The sequence below is a fragment of the Myroides odoratimimus genome (assembly GCF_038039805.1).
GTDB lineage: Bacteria > Bacteroidota > Bacteroidia > Flavobacteriales > Flavobacteriaceae > Flavobacterium > Flavobacterium odoratimimum_B.
Map to the genome: position 1 here is coordinate 21,755 of NZ_JBBPHK010000021.1, position 22,439 is coordinate 44,193.

The following is a 22,439-nucleotide window of genomic DNA, read 5'->3' on the forward strand; positions in this document are numbered from 1 at the left end:
ATAAAATCAATATTAAATATCTTATATTAGATATTTAGGAGGTAATTAGAAGTTTTTTTATATGTTTACTAGTCTAGTAACAAACACTTAAAAAACTAAATATTTATCATGAAAAAACTTTGCCTTATTTTAACCTTAGCATTGGTAGGTAACACTTTTGCACAAGAATCTAATGATTCTATTGCTATCAGCAGATTCTTTTATAGCACAAAAATCTTAAAGGATCCTCAAAAAACAGATCAGATAACGGAAGGGGTAGCTATTCTAGATATTAATCAAAGTAATTCTCGCTTTACTGATTATGGAAGCCTACAGCGAAGTGAATTTATGGCAACTTCGAAGACAGATAAATCGTTGTCTAGAATGGATATAATGAATAAACTAAGGCAGTTTAAATCTGGTTTTGCTTGGTCTGTATATAGTAATGTTGATGAAAATAAGTTTTATCTTGAACAAAGTAGACAAAAGTATTTTTATAAAGAGGATAAAAATAGTATTAAATGGACAATTGCTCCTGAAGTAACTCAATGGGAAGGATATAAGGTACAAGAGGCAACAACAAGCTACGGTGGACGTGTGTGGTATGCTTTATTTACAACAGACATTCCTGCCTTAAATGGTCCTTATAAGTTTAATAATCTACCAGGTTTTGTAGTTAAGGCATGGGATGCATCAGGAGAGTACACTTTTGAATTTACCAACAGCCAAAATATAAAATTAGCTAAGGATGCTTTAGATGGATTAGCTAATTATGAAGAGGTATCTAGAAAACAAGCAAAGAAAGCAGATAAAGTTTTTTATAATAAAACAGCAATAGATTTACTGATAGAGTTAAATCCAGGTAATGCAAAAAATATAGATCAATATCCAGCAGGGATGAAACAGAAATTGATCTTAAGTAGTAACCCTATAGAAAAAGATTTTTAATTAAATCATATTTATTAGTGATGGAAGTAATGCTGATTGATAGGAGTATGATAACTTTGCACTAGAGTATATAGTAATACAGATAACAATGGGAAGAAATACACCTGCCAATAGAAAGGCTGTCAAGGATAAAATAGATAAAAAGAAGAAGAAAGAACAGGAAGCAGCTGTTAAGCGAAAAGGACTTCTAAAAGAAATAGTGAACCAAATGGCTAATAAGAAATAGTGAACCAAATGGCTAATAAGAAATAGTTATTTGGACATAAAATATAAAGCCTATATCAAAGGGATTACTATTGATATAGGCTTTTTTTATTTCTACTCATCGCGATATATTTGTTTTTTAATACTTTTGATTTTTTTTGTTAAAAAAAATCAAAAGTATTTTTATATTTGCAATGAACTAATGTTTATGGTGTGAATAATTTTGTTTTATATCATAAATTTATGATATGAATTATGGTTGTATACTACGTTATTCCTCTTGTTTTTGTAGGTGCTCTTCTTTTATGGTGGATTACTACACTTAATGCATTTGTTAATAAAAAAAATAGGATAAGAGAATCTGAAAGTGCTATATCTGTTATGCTAAAACAGAGAAGTAGTCTAATCCCTAATATAGTAGCGTCTATTGAAAAATATGTTGATCATGAAAGTGAAACACTATTAAATGTTACTAAATTAAGAAGTAATACGAGTGATAAAGATGAGACTACATCACTAAATTTACCTTCTATAAAATTACTCTCAGAACGATATCCAGATCTTAAAGCTGATAGTCAATTTATGAAATTACTAGATACTTTGGAAGAAATGGAGCTTCAAATACAGGCTGCCCGTAGATCATTTAATGCCGCTGTGATAAACTATAATAATTATGTAGAAATGTTTCCTTCCTCTATCATAGCTTCTTCTAAGAATTATGAAGTGGCAGAATTAATTACAATAAGTGAAGAAGAAGCACAAAATGTCGATGTAAAAGCTTTATTTAGAAAGTAATGGAAGCAAGTGAAATAGATAAATTAGAAGAGGAATTACAAAATAAATTCTCACGGATAAAGGAAAGAACTAAGGTTTTAAACTTATTCAGAATATTGTCTTATGGAGGAAGTATCCTATATTTTTTAGGCGTTTTTATTGGAACTAATATCCTAGCTTATACTTATAGTGAATGGTTTAGTCAAATAGATAATATGACTATACTTTATATGATTATTCCATTATTTGTTTTGATTACTATTGGTTCAGCAGGAACTAGTTATTATTATTCAAAATATATCCAAACAGAACAAGAAGCCCTTCAAAGTATTATAAAGGTTATTTTTCCAACCGCAACATATAGTTTAGATAAAGGTAAATTTTCTATCTCTCGATTAATGTTAAGTGGATTATTTGGTAATGTAGAACGTGATAAAATTACAGCATATTCATTAGGAGCATTGCAAACTATTCAAAATAATCAACGAATAGTAATTAATGATATAAGTATTACAAATAGTCGATGGGTATACTGGTTATCAAAATCATCAATAGGAGTTTTTTTGATAGTTATTATCTATATGATACGAGGAATATTTGCTAAGAGAATTGAGGACATTACTACAGATTTTAGGGGAATGTTTAGTACAGTACCTTTAAATAAAAATATAGAAGGGATAGTAATAATTGTACCGGATCGATTAGAAAAACAGATCGATTATTTGGCAGAAAATATTCAAAAGTTAAAGAATAGAAATGGAATAAATTTAGTTAAAATGGAAAATGTAGATTTTGAATATGAATTTTCTGTGTATGCAAGTGATGATATTTTAGCTAGATATATTTTAACACCAGCTCGTATGAGAAAAATAGTTGAACTCAAAAACAAATATGGAAGAGATATAATGTTGTCTTATGCATTTAATCAATTTTATGCTGCTGTAAATTTACCTGAGGGGCTTTTGGGGTTAGATAATAAAAAAATAATAGATGGGAATAGTGTGCATAGTTTTTATAATAATGTTTGTATGTCCCAGACTATTATGTCTGAGTTAAGTAATGTATAATAATTAAATATAAAAAATATGAAAGAAAAGTATCCAGATGTATTGTTTGAATTTTATAGAGCTCAACCAGAAAAGTTTGAGGAACGAACAAATATTGTAAAAAAAGTAATAGGAGGTATTTTTACAATAGGCTTTATTGTTTTAATTATCTATCCTAGTATTATTATGGAGGGATGGTTAGTACGTGGAGCAGCGATTGTAGGGCTGTTGTTTGCTGCAGGATATACTTTTTTAGGAGGTGTAGATGTGTATAATAAAAACAGTGGAGGAAAGGTTGTATCTATGGGAGGAATGGTGAAGTTTGCCCATCCTGAACGAGGTACTGAACCATTTGGACCTGATGATATGCATATTATTAATATGTATAATAGTAATGATTGGGCAGGATTAGCAGATGAAGATACAGCAGATGATAGACCTATGCAGTTAGAAATAAATGTGGATAAAGAAGGAAAAGAAATTTATCTATTATTACTCCGTTATGTAACCTCAGCACGTTTAGAGGGAGTGGCAGAAGTAAAAGTCATAAAAGAACCTGAATACTCTCAAGTGTATGGGTTGTTTAAGAGCATGAAAAAGTTCTAAATATCTAAGATATAATATAGAGAAAGCCTGTTTTTAATTAAAACAGGCTTTCTCTATAATATAAGACAATTGTTTTTCCTTGTATAGTATAGTTTTGCTACTATTATGTACTTAATTATACTATTTTACTCGAATTAATTCTACCCTTCTGTTTTTAGCCTTATTGTCGTCAGAGTCATTAGCAACTAGAGGGTTATCTGCGCCCAAACCTTTCGCTGATAGCTTCTCTTTAGCGATACCTTGTTTGATTAGAGCATTCATTACTGCATTAGCTCTATCAGTAGACAGTTTTTTGTTGTGAGAAGCTTCTCCTGTATTATCTGTATGTCCTTCAATTGAAATTTTTAAAGAAGAATCTTTCTGTAAAGCTACTGCTATTTCGTCAACTGTTTTTTCACCATCTTGAGTAAGTGTAGACTTATCGATGTCAAAGTTGATGTATAAGATAGATTTACCTTTCTCTGTTAGATCTTTTACTATTTCATCTGCTGTAATTTTAGTAATTGTTTGTTGCAAAGCTTCTTCTTGTAAGATATTAAGCTTACCACCTGCATTATTAGCAGTGTACTGGATATAAACGTTTCCATGGTTATGTGTACGGATAATATAATGCTTAATTAATTCTCCAGTATATCCGATATCTCCTTCATCTCCTTTATTAGGATCTTGTTTGTTATAACGTTCATATTCTTCTTGTGTAATTTCTCCTTCAAAAATCTTAACTGCTCCTATAGAATTTAAATAATCCTCTAAGCTTTTTTCAAAATAGCGTTGAGAAAACTCTTCTCCTGCTGCTGCAGTTATATTAGTTTTATACAGTTTCCCCTCAATAGGAGTCATTACTCCATTAATAGGAAAGTAACATACATCAAAGTTTTTATGAAGTGATTTGTTCATTTCTTTTAATCCTTTAGGTAAGGTAAAGAAAGGAAAAGTACCTATTTCAGCTTTGCTATAGGCTATATCTTCAATATTAAACTCAGCTTTAGGCGTTTGTATCTCTTCAGAATTTGTTGAAGTTTGTTCAGTTATTATTTCAGGTTGATTCTCTTCTTTGTTCTTTTGATTACAAGACATTACGATTAATGCCATTGCTAATAAAAGTGTGATTTTTTTCATGTTTTGCGTTTTTTGATTTGTTTGTTGTTATTTAATGACAATCCAAAAATCGGTAAAAAAATGATAGATAGGATAATAAATTTAAAAAAGGAATAAAAACTTAATATTGCAGATACATTTTAATCTAAAAAAAAGCTATTGTTTAAAATAATTCTAAATAATAAAAGCGATATTAAAAGTAATTTTTTTACTTTTGATAAAACTCAAGTTGTACTAATTATGAATTACTTTATTCGTTTCAGTTTATTATTTTTTTGTGGAGCATTCTTAATATCATGTAATAATAGTGATATTCCAGAGAAAGCTACAGCAGTTACTAATTTTGATGTTGACCGTTATTTGGGCACATGGTATGAGATAGCCCGTTTTGACTTTCGATTTGAAAAAGATTTGAACAATACTTCAGCTCAATACAGCCTAGATAAAGACGGTAATGTTGAGGTTCTTAATAGTGGATACAACTATGTAGAGAAGGAGTGGTCTGTAGCAAAAGGAGTGGCAAAATTTAGAGAAGATAAAGAAACAGCAGCATTAAAAGTAAGCTTCTTTGGTCCCTTTTATTCTGGCTATAATGTCATTGCTTTAGACGAAGATTATAAATATGCCTTAATCGCAGGGAAGAATCTTGACTATTTATGGATTCTATCTAGAGAAAAAACTTTTCCTGAAGATCTGAAAGTGAAGTATTTAGAAATAGCAAAAGAAGTTGGATATGATACTAGCAAGCTTATATGGGTAGAACATGATAAGGATAATAATCCTTATCTAAAACTATAAGAAGAGTAGAATGTAAAAACATTGTACAGCTACATGGATATAGTTTAAGAATATATGGATTATAGTACAGTATAAGATGTTACGATTGGTAATTTTAGAGATATACCCAAAGAATAGTGAAACAACGAATACTAGTATAAAAGCTAATATGGCATTAGGTAACGGCATAATATAAAAGAAACCTAAGTGCGCAATAGTCATTAATACAGCAGTGATGATGTTACCTGGGCTGATATTTTTAGTAGAAGGTTTGATGTATTTGTCAATGTAGTTTTGGATTAACCCTCTGTATAAGACTTCTTCACCTAAGGCTTTTATTGGAAAGCATATCAGAATAAAGAACCCAATCTGTTCTAAGTAATCATAGCGTATATCAGATGAATCAGATAAAAATATCTGCAGACTATTGACTACCAAAAAAATAACAGCAAACAAACTAGTGTATTTGATTAGATTTCTCTTAGACTTGCTATCTGTATTTAGTTTTAAAGAAACGCGAATAGGTAATGTATGTTTCTTGATAAAAAGGATACTTAGAATAATTAAAGGAACAGAGGCTAGTACTGATTGATACTCTGTATTACCTATAAAGCTTAAAGAAAAATAGGTAGCTGTAATAACAGTATATAGTAAACAGTATAGTAGAATCGGATAGATAAGTTTATTCTGTATCTTCATCATAATTGTTTAGTTAGTAGTGTTTTTCATTATATTTACTAAGATAAAGATAGTTTTGTATGTAAAGTAATGTAAATGAAATAATTGTATGTCACTTTTTAATATGAGGATTTGTTTTTTATTATTCTGTCTATTATTTAGTAGTATAGATAGCTTTGGACAATATAGTACTAATGATCAATTAACTATGAATGGACATATCGTACATTCTAGTATTAATAATCACGAATATCAATTATATGTTTCTTTGCCCTCTAGTTATAACGAGAAAGCAGATGTTGTTTATCCCGTTTTGTATGTATTAGATGCATATTATTCTTTTCCTATGATTTCTTCTATGCATAAATTACTTGATTTTAGTCAAGAGATTAAGGATGTTATCATAGTTGCAATTGGTGATAAAGATCAGTCTACACCCGCTTGGTTTAAAAATAGAATGATAGATTATACTCCCTCTAATGATTTGAACGTAGATGAAGAGGTGGCTACAGGACTTGGCTTAGAGATATCTGAAGTAACAACAGGAGGTGCTAGTAAGTTCTTACAATGTTTAAGACAAGATATTGTTCCATACATTGATAATCACTATAAGACTTCTAAGGATAGAGGCATCACAGGGCATTCAGTAGGTGGATTATTTGCAGCATATTGTTTACTTAATGCTTCAGACCTGTTTAATCATTTTGGAATAAATAGCGCTTCATTATTTTGGAATAATAACGAAATGATTTCTGCTGTTAAAAACTCTTTGGTTGGAAGAGATAAACGAGTGTTCTTATCTTATGGTAGTTTAGAACCAGAAGTTATTATCTCGTGTACTAATTTGTTTATAGATGCTTTAAAACAATACAAAATAAAAGACAGTTTCATTATAACTAAAGTTTTTGAAGAAGAGACTCATACTTCTGTAATTGGCGCATCTATGAGTAAAACACTTAAAATATTATACAATAAATAGTATCAGAATGAGAAGACAATTAATTTATATCATCTTATTCTTCTTGCCATTTGTTTGTTCTGCACAATATACAGTACAGGAGTATTATGAATTCTTAGAAGAGCAAAAACAGTCTCCTAAAGATTATATTTTTGAGCTGTTTAAAACTAATGATATTGTTATTCTAGGCGAACGTGACCATAGAGAGTCTACACAGTACGATTTGATTCTAGAGATATTAAAGGATAATAGATTTATTAATGAAATCAGTCATGTATATACAGAAGTAGGTGTAGTTAATCAAACAAATAGGGGAAACATCGTTGTTAAAGGAGATTATAATAAACAAGAGGAGTTCGAAAAGGAGTTCGTTTTATTATATAGAGAACTTGATTATAATGCTCTGTGGGATAAGTTTAATATGATTAAATATCTAAAAGGTATCTATGATATAAATAAAGATTTATCTACTCAAGAGAAGATAACCATAGGTTTTACAGATTGTGCTTTTGAATGGGAAGGAATGACGAGAGAGAAGTATTTAAATTTTGAACGTAAGTATTTATCTAAGTTGAATACACGAGATAGTATTATGGCTTATAACTTTATAGAGTTATATGAAAAGCAACGTCCAATTAATGGACATAAAAAAGCTTTATATATACAGAATAGACCTCATGCTGAGAAAATAGATGATATCATTGGTAATCTTAAGATAAAGACTGTTGGAGGTTATTTAAAAGAAAAATATAAGCATCAAGTAAAGGCAGTAGCTTTGAACTGGTATAATTATGAGTCCGAAGAATATAAAAACCCTAAAGTAGGTAAAGGGCACAAAATAGAATTATCTAATGATGGTAAATGGGATGCTGCTTTTGAATTGACAGGAAATAAACCTATTGGTTTTACTCTAAAAGGAACTCCTTTTGGACAAACTCACTTTGATTATCCTTATGGTGATGATGATAAAGTCTTGTATCAAGACAGATTAGATGGAATAATTTTTTATAAACCTTTTTATCAATTTAGTTGTACACGTGGTCTACCTAGAATAGTAGATAAACAATTTGCAAAAAAATTGATACAAAGACAGATTATTACAGGTGTTTATGAAGAAGGAGAACACTATGCCATAGAAGATGAATTAGAAGATTGGGAATCCTTTAGGACTTATGATTGTGTAGATTACTCTACAATGATCCAACAAATGAATAAATGGTTAAATAAAAAGTCTGAATAGTATCTACCTCAACGCCATCCACATACTCATATTATCATAGTACCTATCATTGTCCCTAATAAAGTTAGGTATAGTGTCTACCTCTTTAAACCCTTGTTTTCGGTATAGAGCGATGCCTGCTATATTCTCTGTATATACCTCTAATGTAAGTATCTCAAGAATAGTATTCCTTTTAGCCCAATCTATAGCCTTTTTTAATAATGCTGTTCCTAGCCCTGTATTTCTCCATTCTAACAAAACTCCCATTCCTAGCACAGCCGTATGTTGTAATGCTTTTCTATGATGTCCTGTAAGATCTAAATTACCTATAAGTTTTCCATTGTGTTCTGCTACTAACATTACAGAATTATTCGCATTGTTTAATTTTTGTATCCAAGCTTCTATTTCCTCTACAGTTTTATTAAAATCACTACTGTTAATAGGAATATACTCAGCATTATCTAGATACAGTTGAATTAAATTTAGTATTTGTGCAGCATCTGCAGATGTCGCTTTACGTATCGTAACAGTGTTATTGTTTTTAAGCGTGATATGTATAGAATCGGATATCATATAGTAAGGGAATATAGTATATAAATTTGATAATAATATGAAGAGGCTCAAAAGCTTTTTATCCTAATCAAGTAGAGTCTATTCTCATCAATGATTTTTTGAATAGTGTTCATTTAAGGCTTTGTCTACTCTATGTTTTACGTGACATTTAATAATTAAATAGATTCATGCTTACTCATACTTATTGCTAACTTTCTTTTGGTTTGTAACGATGTGCTAGGAGATTGCTTGAGGATTTCTTGCTCCATTCTTCGACAAAGATGCCCTCTAGGCAAGGAAACTCCAAGAAAAGCCCTAGTAATCCTCAAATAAGTGCAAGCTTAGCCTTATCCTAAAACATTCTAATATACTTTTATGTATATATCAGTATCATCATTGATTTAAGTAATTTTATCATTAAATAACATAGATCTTTTTTTTGGATATTAAATGTTGTAAATTAATACTTTATAACTATTTTACCTATTTATATTCTTATATTTACCTTACGTTAAATAAGGTTATTTACTGCATCCTCAGGTAATTAATGCCCATAATGCTGTTTTACAAAATGAATAGATTCATTGCACAAAATCTCTAAAGCGGCTAAGTTAATATCTGCTATTTTGCTTATATAAATACATGCTTTCCCCATCTTGTACTTTCCTAATTCTGTTAAGGCTAATCTACTTTTCTCGGTATCAGAGAAGACGTAGAGAGAAAATTTATCTTTGCGCGGAGAGAATCCTAAAATAGGAGTATCGCCTTCATACCCACTTGCATATTTATAATGATAATTGCCAAAACCTATAATCGTAGAACCCCACATTCTTGGCTGACAACCAGACCAATGTTGAAATAATCTAATCAATTCTAGAGAATCTTCTTTCTTTTGTTTATTTTCTACATAAGAGTCTATAAACTCATAGACATCTTGTTCTGTATATACTGTTTTTGTTTTTGCCATATTGAAAGCTATTTACAACTATTGAAGGTAATCAATTTTATCATATACAAGGGACAAAAAAACGGATAGCCTAATAAGGTATCCGTTTTTATACCGATAAGTCTGACTTATCGATGACGAAGTAGGTAAGTGGTCTACTTGGTATTTTTATTTGTTATCCGAAAACACCGTTGATATAATTCTTAGTCATTTCGTGTTTAGGATTCTCAAAGATATCTTGTGTCAAACCGCTTTCTTTTACTTCACCTAGATACATAAAGTAAGTTTGATCAGCGATACGCTGTGCTTGTTGCATATTATGTGTGACGATAGCGATAGTATATTTCTCTTTTAAATGAAGAATTAGTTCTTCTATTTTAATTGTACTTACAGGATCAAGAGCAGAACACGGTTCGTCCATTAAGATTACTTCCGGGCGAAGAGCTACAGCTCTTGCAATACAAAGGCGCTGCTGTTGTCCGCCTGATAAGCGATGAGCAGGCATCCTTAAATCATCTTTTACTTCATCCCAAAGAAAGGCTTCTGTCAATGCTTTTTCGATTACACTCTTATCATGAGGTAGATTATTAATCTTTAGGCCATAAGCGATATTGTCATAGATACTCTTCGGAAAAGGATTCGCTTTTTGAAACACCATCCCGATGCGCTTTCTAATCTCCGTTACAGGTATGGTTTTAGAATAGATATCCATATCTTCTAATTTGATAGAACCATTTATTTTAGCATAGGGAACTAAGTCGTGCATACGGTTAAAACTTCTTAGTAAAGTACTCTTACCACATCCAGAAGGCCCGATAAGGGCAGTTATTTTATTTTCTTCAAATTCTACACTTACATTTTTTAAAACTTGTTTGCTTCCAAAGCTAATATTTAAGTTCTCAGCAGATAATTTAGTTTTCATTTTTTCTGAATTTATAACGGATATAAAATGCGCTTAAGTTTAATAGGAACACTACGATAATTAACACTAATGCTGTTCCATAAGCAATAGGTCTTACTTCTTCTATTGACTGATGTTGTGTCGATAGCATATATAAGTGATAAGGCAGAGCCATAAATTCTTGGTTTAAGTATCCATTCGTATCACTGATATAAAATGCAGCTCCTGTGAACAAGATAGGAGCTGTCTCACCAGCAGCTCTAGACAGAGTCAATACTACACCTGTTAGAATACCTGGTACCGCAGAAGGAATAACAACATCTTTAATAGTCTCAAATTTAGTAGCTCCTACTGCTAGCGCTGCCTCACGAGTACTGTTGGGTATTTGCATTAATGCTTCCTCTGTAGTGGTTATGATATATGGAAGGGATAATAACCCTAATGTTAATCCTGCAGCTAGTAAAGAAGTGCCTAAAGATAACGTCTGAACAAATAAGGCCAATCCGAATAAGCCATAGATAATAGAGGGTACACCTGATAAATTACGAATAGCAGCTCTAATGGTTCTAGTTAGCCAATTGTTTTCTGCATATTCATTTAAGTAGATCGCACAGAATACGCCAAATGGAATACTGAATAAAGCAGTAATAAGGGTAATAAGCACTGTACCTATAATCGGTGTAAGAATACCTCCTTTAGTCATTCCTTCCTTAGGAATAGTAGAGATAAACTCCCAAGATAAACTTCCCATTCCTTTTGTCACAATCTCTAGGATGATTACAACAAGGAAAAAGCATACGATAAGAGTGGTTCCTACTAATGTTCCCCATTCTACGATAGAGGATAGTTTTAGTTTATTATACTGCATGGTATTTTCTTAGTCTATTTATAAAATATTCTCCTACTAGGTTTGCAATAAGTGTCATGAAGAATAAGACAGTCGCTAGAGCATATAGTCCATAGTAGTGTGTTGTTTGATAAGGAACTTCTCCCATTTCTATAGCGATTGTCGCTGTCATGGTTTTTACAGAGTCAAAGAATCCTGTAGGAATTAAAGCAGCATTACCTGTCGCCATAAGTACAGTCATGGTCTCTCCGATGGCTCTACCTACACCTAACATGACTGCAGAGATAATGCCTGGAGCGGCTGCTGGAAGGATTACTTTGCGAAGAGTCTGCCATTTGGTAGCTCCTACGCCATAACTTGCTTCTTTATATGTTTTTGGTACTGCATGTATGGCATCTTCTGCAATCGTAATAATGGTAGGTAATGCCATTATCGCTAGTAAGATAGCACCATTTAGAGCATTAAGACCATTAGGAAGCCCTGCCATATCGGCTAAGCCTGGGCTTACTACTACAATTCCTAAGAAACCAATAACTACTGAAGGAACTGCAGCTAACATCTCTATAGCTGGTTTTAAAATATTCTTTAGTCGTGTACCAGCATATTCAGAGATAAAAGCAGCTGTACCTATTCCTAAAGGTATAGCGATCAGCATAGCTCCTATAGTTACTATTGTTGTACTTAAAATAAGTGGTAGCATTCCATAGACTGGGTTCTTTGCTGTAGGGTTCCATTCCATCCCAGTGATAAAGTCAAGGGGCTTTACATCCATAAAGAAGGAAATAGAATTATATATTAGCATGGCTAATATTCCTCCTAATAAACAAAGTACTAAAAGACCAGTTGCTTTAAAGATGTACTTAAATGTAACATCCAATCCTATTCTAACGTTATATTTCATATTATGGTCGTTCTATTATATAATAACCGTGTTCTTTGATCAATTGCTTTCCTAACTCACTATTTTCAAAATCAATAAAGGGCTTTACCTTTTTCCAAGAATCTTCTAAGATAAACTGATACAGTGGTCTCTGGAAGAAGTACAGACTGTTATTGATGGCATTGGAGTCTATAGGAGAATAAGCTTGTGAAGTAGGAGTTTCTTTAATACTCAGTATCTTAACAGTAGGACTAGTAGCTGTCTCATGTGAGATATAACCTGCACCTACATAGCCTATCCCAGATTTGTCCGTTTTAATACCTTCTAAGATTTGAGCATTTCCTGTCATTTCTTTAGCTGCATTAGAAAACTCTATTTTTAGTTTTTTCTTAATAAATGAGTGAGTACCTGAGCTACTCTGACGACCATAGATGTTAATAGGCAGATTTACAGAAGTTAGTTCTTTCCAATTGGTAATCTCTCCCTTCATGATTTTGCCTAAAGTTTCTAAATCTATTTCCTCTATAGGTAGATCTTTATGTACTACAAACGCAGTAGCATCTTCAGCAAATATGACGGTACGAAGTTTTATATTTTTGTTTTCGAATTGTGCAATTTCTTTGTCTGATAAAGGGCGAGAAGAATTAGCGATATCAGCTTGACCATTTAGTAAAGAAGTAATACCAATTCCTGAACCGCCACCAGAAATAGCAATACTGAAGTCAGAATCTATTAGAGTGTATTTCTCTGCTAGGTTTACTGCTAAATTTACTTCTGTGTCAGAACCTTTCATCTTGATAGAATGATCCTTATCTCCACACGAAAGTAATAATAAAGAAGAAAAAATAACTATACTTTTTCTCATAGATAAATAGTGTTTTTTCATTGAGACAAAGTACCTACGTGATTGTGATGTATAAGTTACTGCTATGTTATCAAAGGGTTAAGGGAGGGGATTTATTAAAAATACAATAGATATAATAAAAAATAAGTTATCTCTTATTAATGAGCCAAGTGAATATTTAAAGTTTATATTTTTTTAGTGATTTTCTCATTTTTAGCAATCAAATTACACTATTGATTAGACTTTTTAATGTTATCACAAGGTTAATATTCTAAGGAAGTTAAACATTAGTAAAGTAAGAGCAGCTGTTATTTATATACAAACGAAGAATTGATAAAGTCGTATGTATGTTGTCTCATCTTATTTTACTCAAAGCTCTCTTTACATACACAAAGAGAGCTTTGAGTAAAATAAGTAATACCCTTGTTCGAAATAATGAATGTGGATCTCTCGGTTAAGTTTTATCAATGCTTTTTGACAAGAAATGCCCTATTATGGATAGAAAATAAGCAGTGTAAATACAGCAAATAACATTAGGTGCATAATACCCATAATAGGGGTTGTACGCTTACCTAAGAAAGTCATTAGACTTAATAATAAGGTTATCACGAATAGGATAGTCTCTGTACTATTCATCCCAAATAATACTGTTTTGCCTGTAATTAAACCAATAATTAGTACAGAAGGCACAGTGAGTCCTACTGTAGAAACGAATGCACCATGACATAAGTTAATCGCACGCTGAAACTCATTGTTTAAAGCTGCTTTTACAGCAGTCATTGACTCTGGGGTAAACACGATGATGGCAACTAATACACCTCCTAATAGAGTAGGGAGGTTAGCGGCTTTAATCCCGTAATCTACTACTACAGCCATATTATGAGATAATAATACGATAGGTAGTATCATCCCGATTAGGATAATAGAACGTATCCATATTTCTGATTTTTCACCTTTTGATTGTACTTCCTCAGCTGACTGTACATTGGCTATAGTTCTATCTTTAAAAGGTATTTCCATAGAGCCTTGCAGCGGCTGTACATATAAGTGTTTATACCCTTTCATTTGGAAAAATAGGAACACAGCATAAAGAATAATAATAAAAACAGCCAAGACGATAGCCTGTATATCACTAAACATACCTCCGCCAGCACCTTGAATAAAATTAGGCAACATTAATCCTATACCTCCTAACATGATGATCATGGCCAAGTAAGACATCGTTCCCTGTGCATTGTACTCTTGTTCACCATACTTTAGTCCACCTAATAGAATACACAGTCCTATTACTAGATTCATAATGATCATCATTACAGAGAAGATCGAATCCTTTCCAATAGTCGGATTCTCTCCTGGGCCTAACATCATTGCAGAGATTAAGATGACTTCTATAGATACAATCGAAAGTGTAAGAATCAATGTTCCGAAAGGTTCACCTAATTTATGAGCGAGTTCATCCGCCTCTTTTACAACACCAAAAGCTGCTCCAACTATCGTAAACAGTAAGATTAAGAAAATACTAGTAGCCAATAGAGGGGATAGGCTCACTCCAGTAATAGAACTTCCGAATAACATAAATAAGATGACGATTAGCCATACTACAGCTAATCGAATTCTTGTTTTTGTTGGAAAAATACTCGCTAAGGATAACCCTTTGTTTACATTGTCTTGTTTCATAATCAATCTCTTTTTTTTAACAGGTCAAAATTATCATCTCTATAAATTTAATAATTTATCATTTGATAAAAAAAAGGAGTTGCTATGTTAAACCTAGATTAAGCATTAGCCAAATACTGCAAAGCAATTCTACTTCATATCTCTTTCATTTCTTCTAAAACCATACTACAGTATGCTTTTTCTTAAATTCAGAGCTAATTTGCATAATTGCTTTGTTTATATGTCTATCGCTTAATCTGGGTTAAAAGTGAGAGGTTGAAAGAGAGCAGAGGTCGGTATTTGTATGTTGTGGATATAAAATACATTTTAAAACCATTTATGTTTTTATTGAGTAATAAATAATTATTATAATTTATTTATTACAAAAAAGCTTTAGAAGAAGGGGAAAAGGTGACGATAAATAATAGTGCTATTTTATGGGGCTAGGAATAATATATTCTCAATTAGATAGCTTATATCAAGCAATATATTATTATGAATTGGCAAAAGAAACGAAAGCATCATTAGCATCTTATCAAGTATATCTGAGTGAAAAAACTGCACAAATAGCAAAATTAGAAGATGAGTTAAATAAGGCTTCTCACTCTTCTAAGGAGATCTTTAAGGAAAAGCGTCCTGCTATTGAAGAATTACTTCGTTCTCATCTGATGACTGAGGAGAATTGGGTTTTGTTTAAAGAAACATCTAGAGCAGAACAGGCAGTTTATTTTAATGAAATTATTACTCAGTTTCCTGATTTGACCGAATCTAATCTACGCATTGTATTGTTGCAAAAAATGGGATTGACGAATCAAGAAACTGCAAATATTCTAGGAGTAACTATTGATGCAGTTAAAAAAGCGAAACAGCAATTAAAGAAAAAATATGAAGATGATTACTCTGCACTATTTAGTAAAGAGTAAATCATAATAAATTAAACTATTAAAAAAACAGAAATATAAACAAAATCTATTCTTTTGATTTTTGTTGTTTTGCCTTTTGACGTAGAACATATAAGTAAAGGCTTTCGACTTTATCTCTTGCCCAAGGTGTTTTTCGTAAGAATTTTAAAGAAGAGTTAATACTTGGATCATGAGTAAAACATCTGATGTTAATCTGATTGCCTAACTCTTCGAATCCGTTATAGTATTCTACTAATTCTTCTAGAATATCTACTAATTTCTTTCCGTGTAATGGATCTTTTGATACTTGCATATATCGTAAATTTTAAACAAAGATAATTGATTTTGTATCGATATTATTAAGGAGAAACTTATCTTAAGCAATTTATTAGATAATATTTCAATTGTTGCTCAACGACAAGATGAAGTAATTAATGGATGTAGTATAGATACAAACATTTAATATATTGTTTAGTAAGTAATTTCAGAACTAGTTTAAGAATAATCATTAAGTTTATATAGGATTAAGAAGAAAAAAAAATAGACTTGTCGGTTTTATACAATTTTACTTGTAACTCCTAGTCTAGTTTTGCACTAGAATATTAAATAATAAAACTATGCAAGACATTCAAAAAGTAGTTAGAATTACTCCAACAACTTTATCAAGACCAGTAGGAAATTATTCACATATCACTATTGTACCTAAGAATGCGATGATTTATACTTTCTCTGGACAGATAGGTACTGACGGTAATGGTGTAATACCAATCGACTTTAATCAACAAGTAGACAATACGTTTAGCAATATTGCTTCTTTGTTAAAAAGTCAAGAATTAGCAGAAGCGAATATTATTAAAGTCAATATCTGGGCAACTAAAGAGATTGATTGGGATTATTTTGATAGCGTATGGAGGGAGTTCTTTAAAAGTGGAAATCCGTCTATGACTGTAGCTTATATTTCAGCTTTAGGACTTCCTGAGATTGATTTAGAAATCGAGATTTGGGCAGCTAAAGTGTAATACAAAGTCCCTTAAGAAAAGTATTCTTAAGGGACTTTTGTTAAATATATTTTTCCTGTTAATTCATTTTAAAAGAGATATCTGTGTATAGTATACAATTTAAAGACCAAGGATACCGTTTGTTTAGTACTTATTAATATCAAATTGTATTATTTACCTTTATTATGAAATTTTATATTAGAATCATTTCTTTATGTGTTGTACTATTTTTATTTGGTATGTACTTTTCTTATGGACAAAGTATTACACGATTAATGAATAGTACTGTACTTCAAGAAAGTAATTTTAAAACAACTATTAAATTCGAAACAATAGGAAAACATATTATAGTTAAGCCTATTATAGACGGAGAGGAGTATATAATGTTATTTGATACAGGAGCTGTTACTGCGTTTATTCCTTCTGTAGCTCAAAAGCTTAATTTAAAAAGTATCAATAAAGTCAAGGTATTAGATATTGATATCAATTCACAAGAGTTAGACTATGTTAAATTAGATACATTGACTTTAGGAGGAGTCAATTTTATGAATGTAGGAGCTGTAATTCTAGATCATAATAAAGTTGTAGACTTTAAATGTATGAAATTTGACGGTTTTTTAGGAGCTAATGTATTTAGAAAGGCTATCTGGGAGATTGATTATCAAAAAAAAGAAATAACATTTACTGACAATATTACAAACTTAGATATCCCAAAGAATACAGCTAAGTCTAAAATGTATATTGGCTATGGAGGAGTACCCAGTGTTACGTCATTTATTGGAAAAATAAAAATATATAATAATACTATTGATTACGGTTATGGTGGAAGCATTTCATTAGATTATTCCTTATTTAATAAGATTATAGAAAAATATCCAGATGTAAGGTATGCTTATGGTAGTGGGATGTCTACAGTAGGTATTTATGGTGATGTAATGACTCCTCATTTTTATAATATTCCAATTGAAAGCTTTAGAATAGGAAATTTAGAGATTAAAAATAATGTTATTGACCTTGGATTGAGGACGAGAGCTATTGGTGTTGGTAAATTATCTGAATATAAAGTGATTATGGATTGGAAAGGAAAAAGTATATATTTTATTCCGCAAAAGGAAGGTGAAAAAACATCTGATTTTGAAGGTCATGGTTATGGTATAATGCTAAAAGAGAATAAAGTATATATTAGTAGCTTGTATAAAAATAGTCCTGCAGATAGAGCAGGTCTTCAGAAAGGGGATCGAATACTTAGAATAAACGATAGAGATTATACATTCATTACTGATAATCAATGGTGTGAAATATCAACAGGACCTAGAGTAAAAAAGCAAGAAATATCTATAATAAGAGATAATGGAACTATTATAGAGGTGGTTATAGAAAGAGAATCATTATTAACTCATACAAAGAAATAGTAAATAAACAAAGTACTTCGAATAATCCATCTCTTTCTTTTGAATGTCCATTTTTCATTTGACCATAAAAGGAGTCCTTTACAAAAAATAAAATTTATGAGTCAATTAGATGCAAAGCACTTCCCTATAGTAAAAGTAATTATTCAATCTGTCAATGAAGGGCATGATCAAGATCAGTATTTTAATGACTACGAAGCATTACTAAAAACAGGGAAGAAATTTGTTATGATTAATGAGGTGAGTGCACCTGATGTAAAGGACACTAAGAGTAACAAGGATCACATGAAGAAGATGAACCTGTGGATGAAAAAGAATAGAGAGGAACTACGCAATAATGTATTAGCCATGATACAGGTAGAACCTAATGAAGAAAAACGCCAAGTAGCGATAGACTTTAAAGAAATCTTCTTTAAGTATTGGGGGCACGAACTTTTTGTAGTCTCAACTGCAGAAGAGGCTTTAGTATTAGCAAATGAAAAATTACTAATAGTAAATAAGTAACAATTAGATTTAATATCTAGTAAGTCACTTGAGGTTGTTTTTATAGTCCATAAAAAATCCTACAGACCAATAACGTTTGTAGGATTTTTTGGTTTATAAAAGTGCTAAATACCTTTTGAAGACTATTTAAAACTAGTTTCAAAAGTACTTTTAAAAACTTGAATTTCTTTCTTCGTAGTTACAGAAATAAGCTTGTATAAGTCCTCAGGTATAAACTTATTTTTCTCTATAATATCTTTGATAATGTACTCTTCATTCGTTTCTATATCGACTACTTTGTCTTTAACTTTCATGTGTTCTCTTTTAGTTTGAAAGCAAAATTAAGAAGAAAAGAAGAGTATTGCTCTTCTTTTTTTAGCTAAATAGACAATAAAAATCACCTCTAAAAGCAAGAAAACGACTATAAATTACTCTTGATAGACATATTGAGTCATTTTTTTTGACTACTCTTAAATCTCAATTTTATAGTATAATTATTTAGACAAACAGTCTTTTTAAGTTGTTATAGAACAGTTAGATACTCTTAAAATAAACCTAATTATTTGTAACGCTTTCTATTGTTTCAAATTCGCAAATTCTGAATAATTAATTATATCTAGTCTAAATAAGGCAATATAAACCTTTGTTTATTTTGAAAAGTAACTAAATTTGCGATTCAATTTAGAATAGTTCTTAATAGTTACGTATGTCATTTTCAATAAAACAAACTATCACAATCTTAGTGATTAGTTTATTTTGTGCCAATCATCTTTTTGCACAAAATCCTGTTTATACAGGTAAGGTCCTAAACTTAGAGACAAGAAAAGGAATCGATACTGCGATTATCACAGTAATAACATCAGGTAAAGTTTATTTTACAAACTCGAAAGGAGAATTTAAAATCGAGGAATTAAACGATTCAACGGTATTAATTAGTCAAGAGGGATATGAAAGCTTAGAAGTAAGTCTTAAAAAGGGAAATCAGATTATCTATCTCCTTCCAACTTATAAGCAATTAGACGAAGTAATCATTCGCAAGTCGACTAATATCAATGATATAGATGTCCGAAATCTAACTGGATCTGTTGTGACAATTGATATGAACAAGTTATCAGAGCGTTCAGAACTTGATATGGCTAAGTTATTACAAGGGCAAGTACCTGGATTAACAGTGAATTACAGTGGTGAACTAGGAAAAAAGCCTGAAATCAGATTGAGAGGTAATTCATCTTTTAGCTATAAAGGCAGTGCTAACGAACCCCTTTTTGTGATGGATGGTATTGTTATTTCTACAGAAAATTTCTTGACTTTAAATCCTAGTGATTTCTCATCTATCAAGGTTTTAAAAGATGCTCCAGCTACAGCATTATACGGGATTAAAGCAGCTAATGGTGTAATAGAATTGACTTCTAAAAGAGGGTTTGATGGAAAGCCTGTATTTAGTTACGCTATGAAGCAGGGGATTACCCTTAGAGGGGCAAGACCAGTAGAGATGATGGATACGAATGAGAAGTTAGCTTTTGAAGAGAGAATAGGGGCTAATGGAAGGCCAGGATATGACTATTCTGAACGAAATATTAGAAGATTATATCTTAATAATCCTGCTCTTCTAGAACAGAAGCTAATCGAAGGTCAAATGAAACTAGACTCTTTGAGACAGTATAATACCGACTGGTTTAAAGAATTAATAAAACCTAACCACTTTCAATCTCACAACCTTAGTGTACGTGGAGGAACGGCTAAGAATACTTATTTCTACTCTCTTAATTATAGTAAGCAAGGGGGGAGAATACCAGGTAATGATATCAACCATTTGACAGCTAGAGCTAACCTTGATTATACTATCACACCTACATTTCAACTATCACTTAACAACAGTTTTGGAGTATCCACATCTAATACAGAGAATGGAATGGAATGGATAATGACCCTACATCTTTAGCTTTTAATTTAAACCCTTATGAAACTAAAGATACGAAAAAATTAACAAGCTATTCAGATAGATCTTATAGTGACTTGATTAACCAATTTAAACAAAAAAAGACAAGTAAACGCTTTAGCTCTTCTCTTGTGATGTATTGGGACGTATTACCTGATTTTCAATTGTCTGGAGTTATTGGTGCAGATTATAGCCTAGAAGAAACTTATGATCGAATCTATAGTACTGCCTATAGCCAAAAAACAAAGAACGAAAATGAGAAAGGATATATCAAAGAAATTGACTCTAAAAACTTTGATTACTCCGCCAATATCCGTGCTAATTATCAGAAACAATTTGGAGATCACGATTTGTTCTTGGGTATTAATGCAGATTACTATTTGACAGATATAAAATCTTTATCAGGATCGGGACATGGTATTGCTGATGATTTAAGCAGTTTGTCAGGGATTAATACAGCTTTGAACAATAGCTATAAACCAGAGGTATTTGGGAATAAACATAGAACAACTCAATTAGGGTTCGGTGCAGCTGTTGGCTATACCTATCAAGGTACTTATGATGCCTATGCTAGTTTTAAACGAGATGGAGCTTCTCTATTACCAAGTAATAAAAGATGGAATAATGCATGGGCAATAGGGGCAGGGTGGACTCCTAGTCAATATGATTTCTTTAAAGCACAAGATATATTGACAAGCCTAAAACTTAAAGGATCTATAGGATATACAGCTAGTCTAGCAGGTATTGCACCACGAGATGTGACGACTACTTATATGCTTTCTAATACGTTTAATGGAGATTATAGAGTACTAGAGTTAGGTGGATTACCTAATAAGGACCTACAGCCTCAACAAACTTATACTACCAATGTTTCAGTTGATTTCGGTGTAGTCAATCGATTTAATTTATTAGTAAACATATACAACAATTTGACTAAAGAGGCTATACTAGCCTTGCCAATTGCTACAAGTAATGGATTCTCTACCTATACTAAGAATATAGGAGAACTTGAAAATAAAGGAGTAGAGTTTATACTGTCAGGAGATATTTTAGCTATTGATGATTTTAGATGGAATACCTCTGCATCGATATCTTATAATGCTAATAAGGTGCGTAAACTATATGGTACAGATCGTATTTATACTAATGAGACATCTATACTTCCAGAATATGAAGTTGGCAAACCTTTAGGCGTTTTATATGGTCTAGTGAGTAATGGGATTCACTCTATAACAGGGTTACCTGAGTATATAGATCAAGATGGCAATGTTATAGATACAACTAATGATCTTAGTGCTAATCATGTGAGTAGACTAGGGTATACAATAGCCCCATATAATGGATTCTTTAATAATTATATCTCTTATAAGAATTGGTCTTTATCCGTGAATATAAATTATCAGTTAGGAGGAAAAGCTAAATACTCAGATTCTTTTGTAAGGGATGAAGTAAGTTCTGATAAGAATGCTTTAAAAGGACAATTAGATAATATGTGGTTTGAAATTGGAGATGAGAATAAAATATATCCGATACAAGCAGGTCCTAGCTATATACATAATTATCTAGCCCAAGCTACTTCTAAGACGATCTATAAAACAGATTATATCAAGCTTAACTATGTACAGCTAAGTTATAATTTCACTAAGAATCCTTTTATCAATAGATATTTTAAATCACTTCAACTTAATGTTCAAGCAGATAATATCTATACCTATAGATTTGAAAAAGACCGAGGATCTTTAAATGACTTTATACAACCTATTGTTACTTTTTCATTAAACGCAACATTCTAATT

General features: G+C 31.4%; 25 protein-coding genes. 14 read left to right on the plus strand and 11 right to left on the minus strand.

All coding sequences use genetic code 11. The annotated features are described in order from the left end of the window. The first annotated feature begins 108 nt into the window (after positions 1-108). From AABL85_RS14055 to AABL85_RS14075, 5 genes are all read left to right on the plus strand, one after another. Positions 109-927 (plus strand): GLPGLI family protein, encoded by an 819-nt coding sequence (locus tag AABL85_RS14055; RefSeq protein ID WP_341310530.1) that lies wholly within the window; start codon positions 109-111, stop codon positions 925-927. 88 nt (positions 928-1,015) lie between these two features. Further along, a complete protein-coding gene (locus tag AABL85_RS14060; protein ID WP_341310531.1) occupies positions 1,016-1,153 on the plus strand; it encodes a hypothetical protein in 138 nt (45 codons plus the stop codon). A 233-nt stretch (positions 1,154-1,386) separates the two neighbouring features. Continuing rightward, positions 1,387-1,926, plus strand: a complete 540-nt coding sequence (locus tag AABL85_RS14065) for a LemA family protein (RefSeq protein ID WP_341310532.1) — start codon at positions 1,387-1,389, stop codon at positions 1,924-1,926. Continuing rightward, positions 1,926-2,972, plus strand: coding sequence for a DUF3137 domain-containing protein (locus AABL85_RS14070; protein WP_341310533.1), 1,047 nt, complete (start codon positions 1,926-1,928; stop codon positions 2,970-2,972). The genes AABL85_RS14065 and AABL85_RS14070 overlap by 1 nt, the downstream gene beginning before the upstream one ends. 18 nt (positions 2,973-2,990) lie before the next feature. Then, positions 2,991-3,557, plus strand: coding sequence for a hypothetical protein (locus tag AABL85_RS14075; protein WP_341310534.1), 567 nt, complete (start codon positions 2,991-2,993; stop codon positions 3,555-3,557). A gap of 120 nt (positions 3,558-3,677) precedes the next feature. On the opposite strand, the gene AABL85_RS14080 is transcribed toward AABL85_RS14075, so the two are convergent. Continuing rightward, positions 3,678-4,676 carry an OmpA family protein gene (locus AABL85_RS14080; protein WP_341310535.1) on the minus strand — a complete coding sequence of 333 codons (999 nt, stop codon included), beginning with the start codon at positions 4,674-4,676 and terminating at the stop codon, positions 3,678-3,680. 219 nt (positions 4,677-4,895) lie between these two features. Here AABL85_RS14080 and AABL85_RS14085 point away from each other — a divergent pair, with 219 nt between their 5' ends. Next, positions 4,896-5,453, plus strand: coding sequence for a lipocalin family protein (locus AABL85_RS14085; protein WP_341310536.1), 558 nt, complete (start codon positions 4,896-4,898; stop codon positions 5,451-5,453). On the opposite strand, the gene AABL85_RS14090 is transcribed toward AABL85_RS14085, so the two are convergent. Beyond that, on the minus strand, positions 5,448-6,134 hold the full coding sequence (locus tag AABL85_RS14090; RefSeq protein WP_341310537.1) for a CPBP family intramembrane glutamic endopeptidase: 687 nt from the start codon (positions 6,132-6,134) through the stop codon (positions 5,448-5,450). The two genes, AABL85_RS14085 and AABL85_RS14090, sit on opposite strands and share 6 nt — an antisense overlap. 85 nt (positions 6,135-6,219) lie before the next feature. Between AABL85_RS14090 and AABL85_RS14095 the strand changes: the two genes are divergently transcribed. Further along, on the plus strand, positions 6,220-7,089 hold the full coding sequence (locus AABL85_RS14095; RefSeq protein ID WP_341310538.1) for an alpha/beta hydrolase: 870 nt from the start codon (positions 6,220-6,222) through the stop codon (positions 7,087-7,089). A gap of 7 nt (positions 7,090-7,096) precedes the next feature. Beyond that, positions 7,097-8,308 carry a hypothetical protein gene (locus AABL85_RS14100; RefSeq protein ID WP_341310539.1) on the plus strand — a complete coding sequence of 404 codons (1,212 nt, stop codon included), beginning with the start codon at positions 7,097-7,099 and terminating at the stop codon, positions 8,306-8,308. A 3-nt stretch (positions 8,309-8,311) separates the two neighbouring features. Here the strand turns inward: AABL85_RS14100 and AABL85_RS14105 are convergent, their stop codons facing one another. The 7 genes from AABL85_RS14105 to AABL85_RS14135 all read right to left on the minus strand — a co-directional run bounded on the left by AABL85_RS14105 (position 8,312) and on the right by AABL85_RS14135 (position 14,934). Beyond that, a complete protein-coding gene (locus tag AABL85_RS14105; RefSeq protein WP_341310540.1) occupies positions 8,312-8,860 on the minus strand; it encodes a GNAT family protein in 549 nt (182 codons plus the stop codon). A 523-nt stretch (positions 8,861-9,383) separates the two neighbouring features. Next, on the minus strand, positions 9,384-9,806 hold the full coding sequence (locus AABL85_RS14110) for a DUF1801 domain-containing protein (RefSeq protein WP_341310541.1): 423 nt from the start codon (positions 9,804-9,806) through the stop codon (positions 9,384-9,386). A 154-nt stretch (positions 9,807-9,960) separates the two neighbouring features. Next, positions 9,961-10,707, minus strand: a complete 747-nt coding sequence (pstB, locus tag AABL85_RS14115) for a phosphate ABC transporter ATP-binding protein PstB (RefSeq protein WP_341310542.1) — start codon at positions 10,705-10,707, stop codon at positions 9,961-9,963. Continuing rightward, positions 10,697-11,554 (minus strand): phosphate ABC transporter permease PstA, encoded by an 858-nt coding sequence (pstA, locus tag AABL85_RS14120; protein WP_341310543.1) that lies wholly within the window; start codon positions 11,552-11,554, stop codon positions 10,697-10,699. Before pstA ends, pstB begins: the two co-directional genes overlap by 11 nt. Then, on the minus strand, positions 11,544-12,434 hold the full coding sequence (gene pstC / locus AABL85_RS14125; protein ID WP_341310544.1) for a phosphate ABC transporter permease subunit PstC: 891 nt from the start codon (positions 12,432-12,434) through the stop codon (positions 11,544-11,546). Before pstC ends, pstA begins: the two co-directional genes overlap by 11 nt. Before the next feature lies 1 nt (position 12,435). Continuing rightward, positions 12,436-13,278, minus strand: coding sequence for a substrate-binding domain-containing protein (locus AABL85_RS14130; RefSeq protein ID WP_341310545.1), 843 nt, complete (start codon positions 13,276-13,278; stop codon positions 12,436-12,438). A gap of 471 nt (positions 13,279-13,749) precedes the next feature. Further along, a complete protein-coding gene (locus tag AABL85_RS14135; RefSeq protein ID WP_341310546.1) occupies positions 13,750-14,934 on the minus strand; it encodes a calcium:proton antiporter in 1,185 nt (394 codons plus the stop codon). A 416-nt stretch (positions 14,935-15,350) separates the two neighbouring features. Between AABL85_RS14135 and AABL85_RS14140 the strand changes: the two genes are divergently transcribed. Further along, positions 15,351-15,836 (plus strand): ECF-type sigma factor, encoded by a 486-nt coding sequence (locus tag AABL85_RS14140; RefSeq protein ID WP_341310547.1) that lies wholly within the window; start codon positions 15,351-15,353, stop codon positions 15,834-15,836. Between the two features lie 46 nt (positions 15,837-15,882). On the opposite strand, the gene AABL85_RS14145 is transcribed toward AABL85_RS14140, so the two are convergent. Beyond that, positions 15,883-16,128: a VF530 family protein gene (locus AABL85_RS14145; RefSeq protein WP_286386104.1), complete on the minus strand. Its 246-nt coding sequence runs from the start codon at positions 16,126-16,128 to the stop codon at positions 15,883-15,885. Between the two features lie 304 nt (positions 16,129-16,432). Here AABL85_RS14145 and AABL85_RS14150 point away from each other — a divergent pair, with 304 nt between their 5' ends. The 3 genes from AABL85_RS14150 to AABL85_RS14160 all read left to right on the plus strand — a co-directional run bounded on the left by AABL85_RS14150 (position 16,433) and on the right by AABL85_RS14160 (position 18,726). Then, complete coding sequence (locus AABL85_RS14150; protein WP_341310548.1) at positions 16,433-16,834, plus strand: RidA family protein; 402 nt, start codon at positions 16,433-16,435, stop codon at positions 16,832-16,834. 164 nt (positions 16,835-16,998) lie between these two features. Then, on the plus strand, positions 16,999-18,225 hold the full coding sequence (locus AABL85_RS14155; RefSeq protein WP_341310549.1) for an aspartyl protease family protein: 1,227 nt from the start codon (positions 16,999-17,001) through the stop codon (positions 18,223-18,225). Between the two features lie 96 nt (positions 18,226-18,321). Next, positions 18,322-18,726, plus strand: a complete 405-nt coding sequence (locus AABL85_RS14160; RefSeq protein WP_341310550.1) for a hypothetical protein — start codon at positions 18,322-18,324, stop codon at positions 18,724-18,726. Between the two features lie 122 nt (positions 18,727-18,848). Here the strand turns inward: AABL85_RS14160 and AABL85_RS14165 are convergent, their stop codons facing one another. Beyond that, entirely contained in the window at positions 18,849-19,019 is a 171-nt protein-coding gene (locus tag AABL85_RS14165) for a hypothetical protein (protein ID WP_006260376.1), read from the minus strand. A gap of 392 nt (positions 19,020-19,411) precedes the next feature. On the opposite strand from AABL85_RS14165, the gene AABL85_RS14170 reads away from it, so the two are divergent. Then, positions 19,412-20,647 carry a TonB-dependent receptor plug domain-containing protein gene (locus AABL85_RS14170; RefSeq protein ID WP_341310551.1) on the plus strand — a complete coding sequence of 412 codons (1,236 nt, stop codon included), beginning with the start codon at positions 19,412-19,414 and terminating at the stop codon, positions 20,645-20,647. Then, positions 20,623-22,437, plus strand: a complete 1,815-nt coding sequence (locus AABL85_RS14175) for a hypothetical protein (protein ID WP_341310552.1) — start codon at positions 20,623-20,625, stop codon at positions 22,435-22,437. Before AABL85_RS14170 ends, AABL85_RS14175 begins: the two co-directional genes overlap by 25 nt. Positions 22,438-22,439 lie beyond the last annotated feature (2 nt).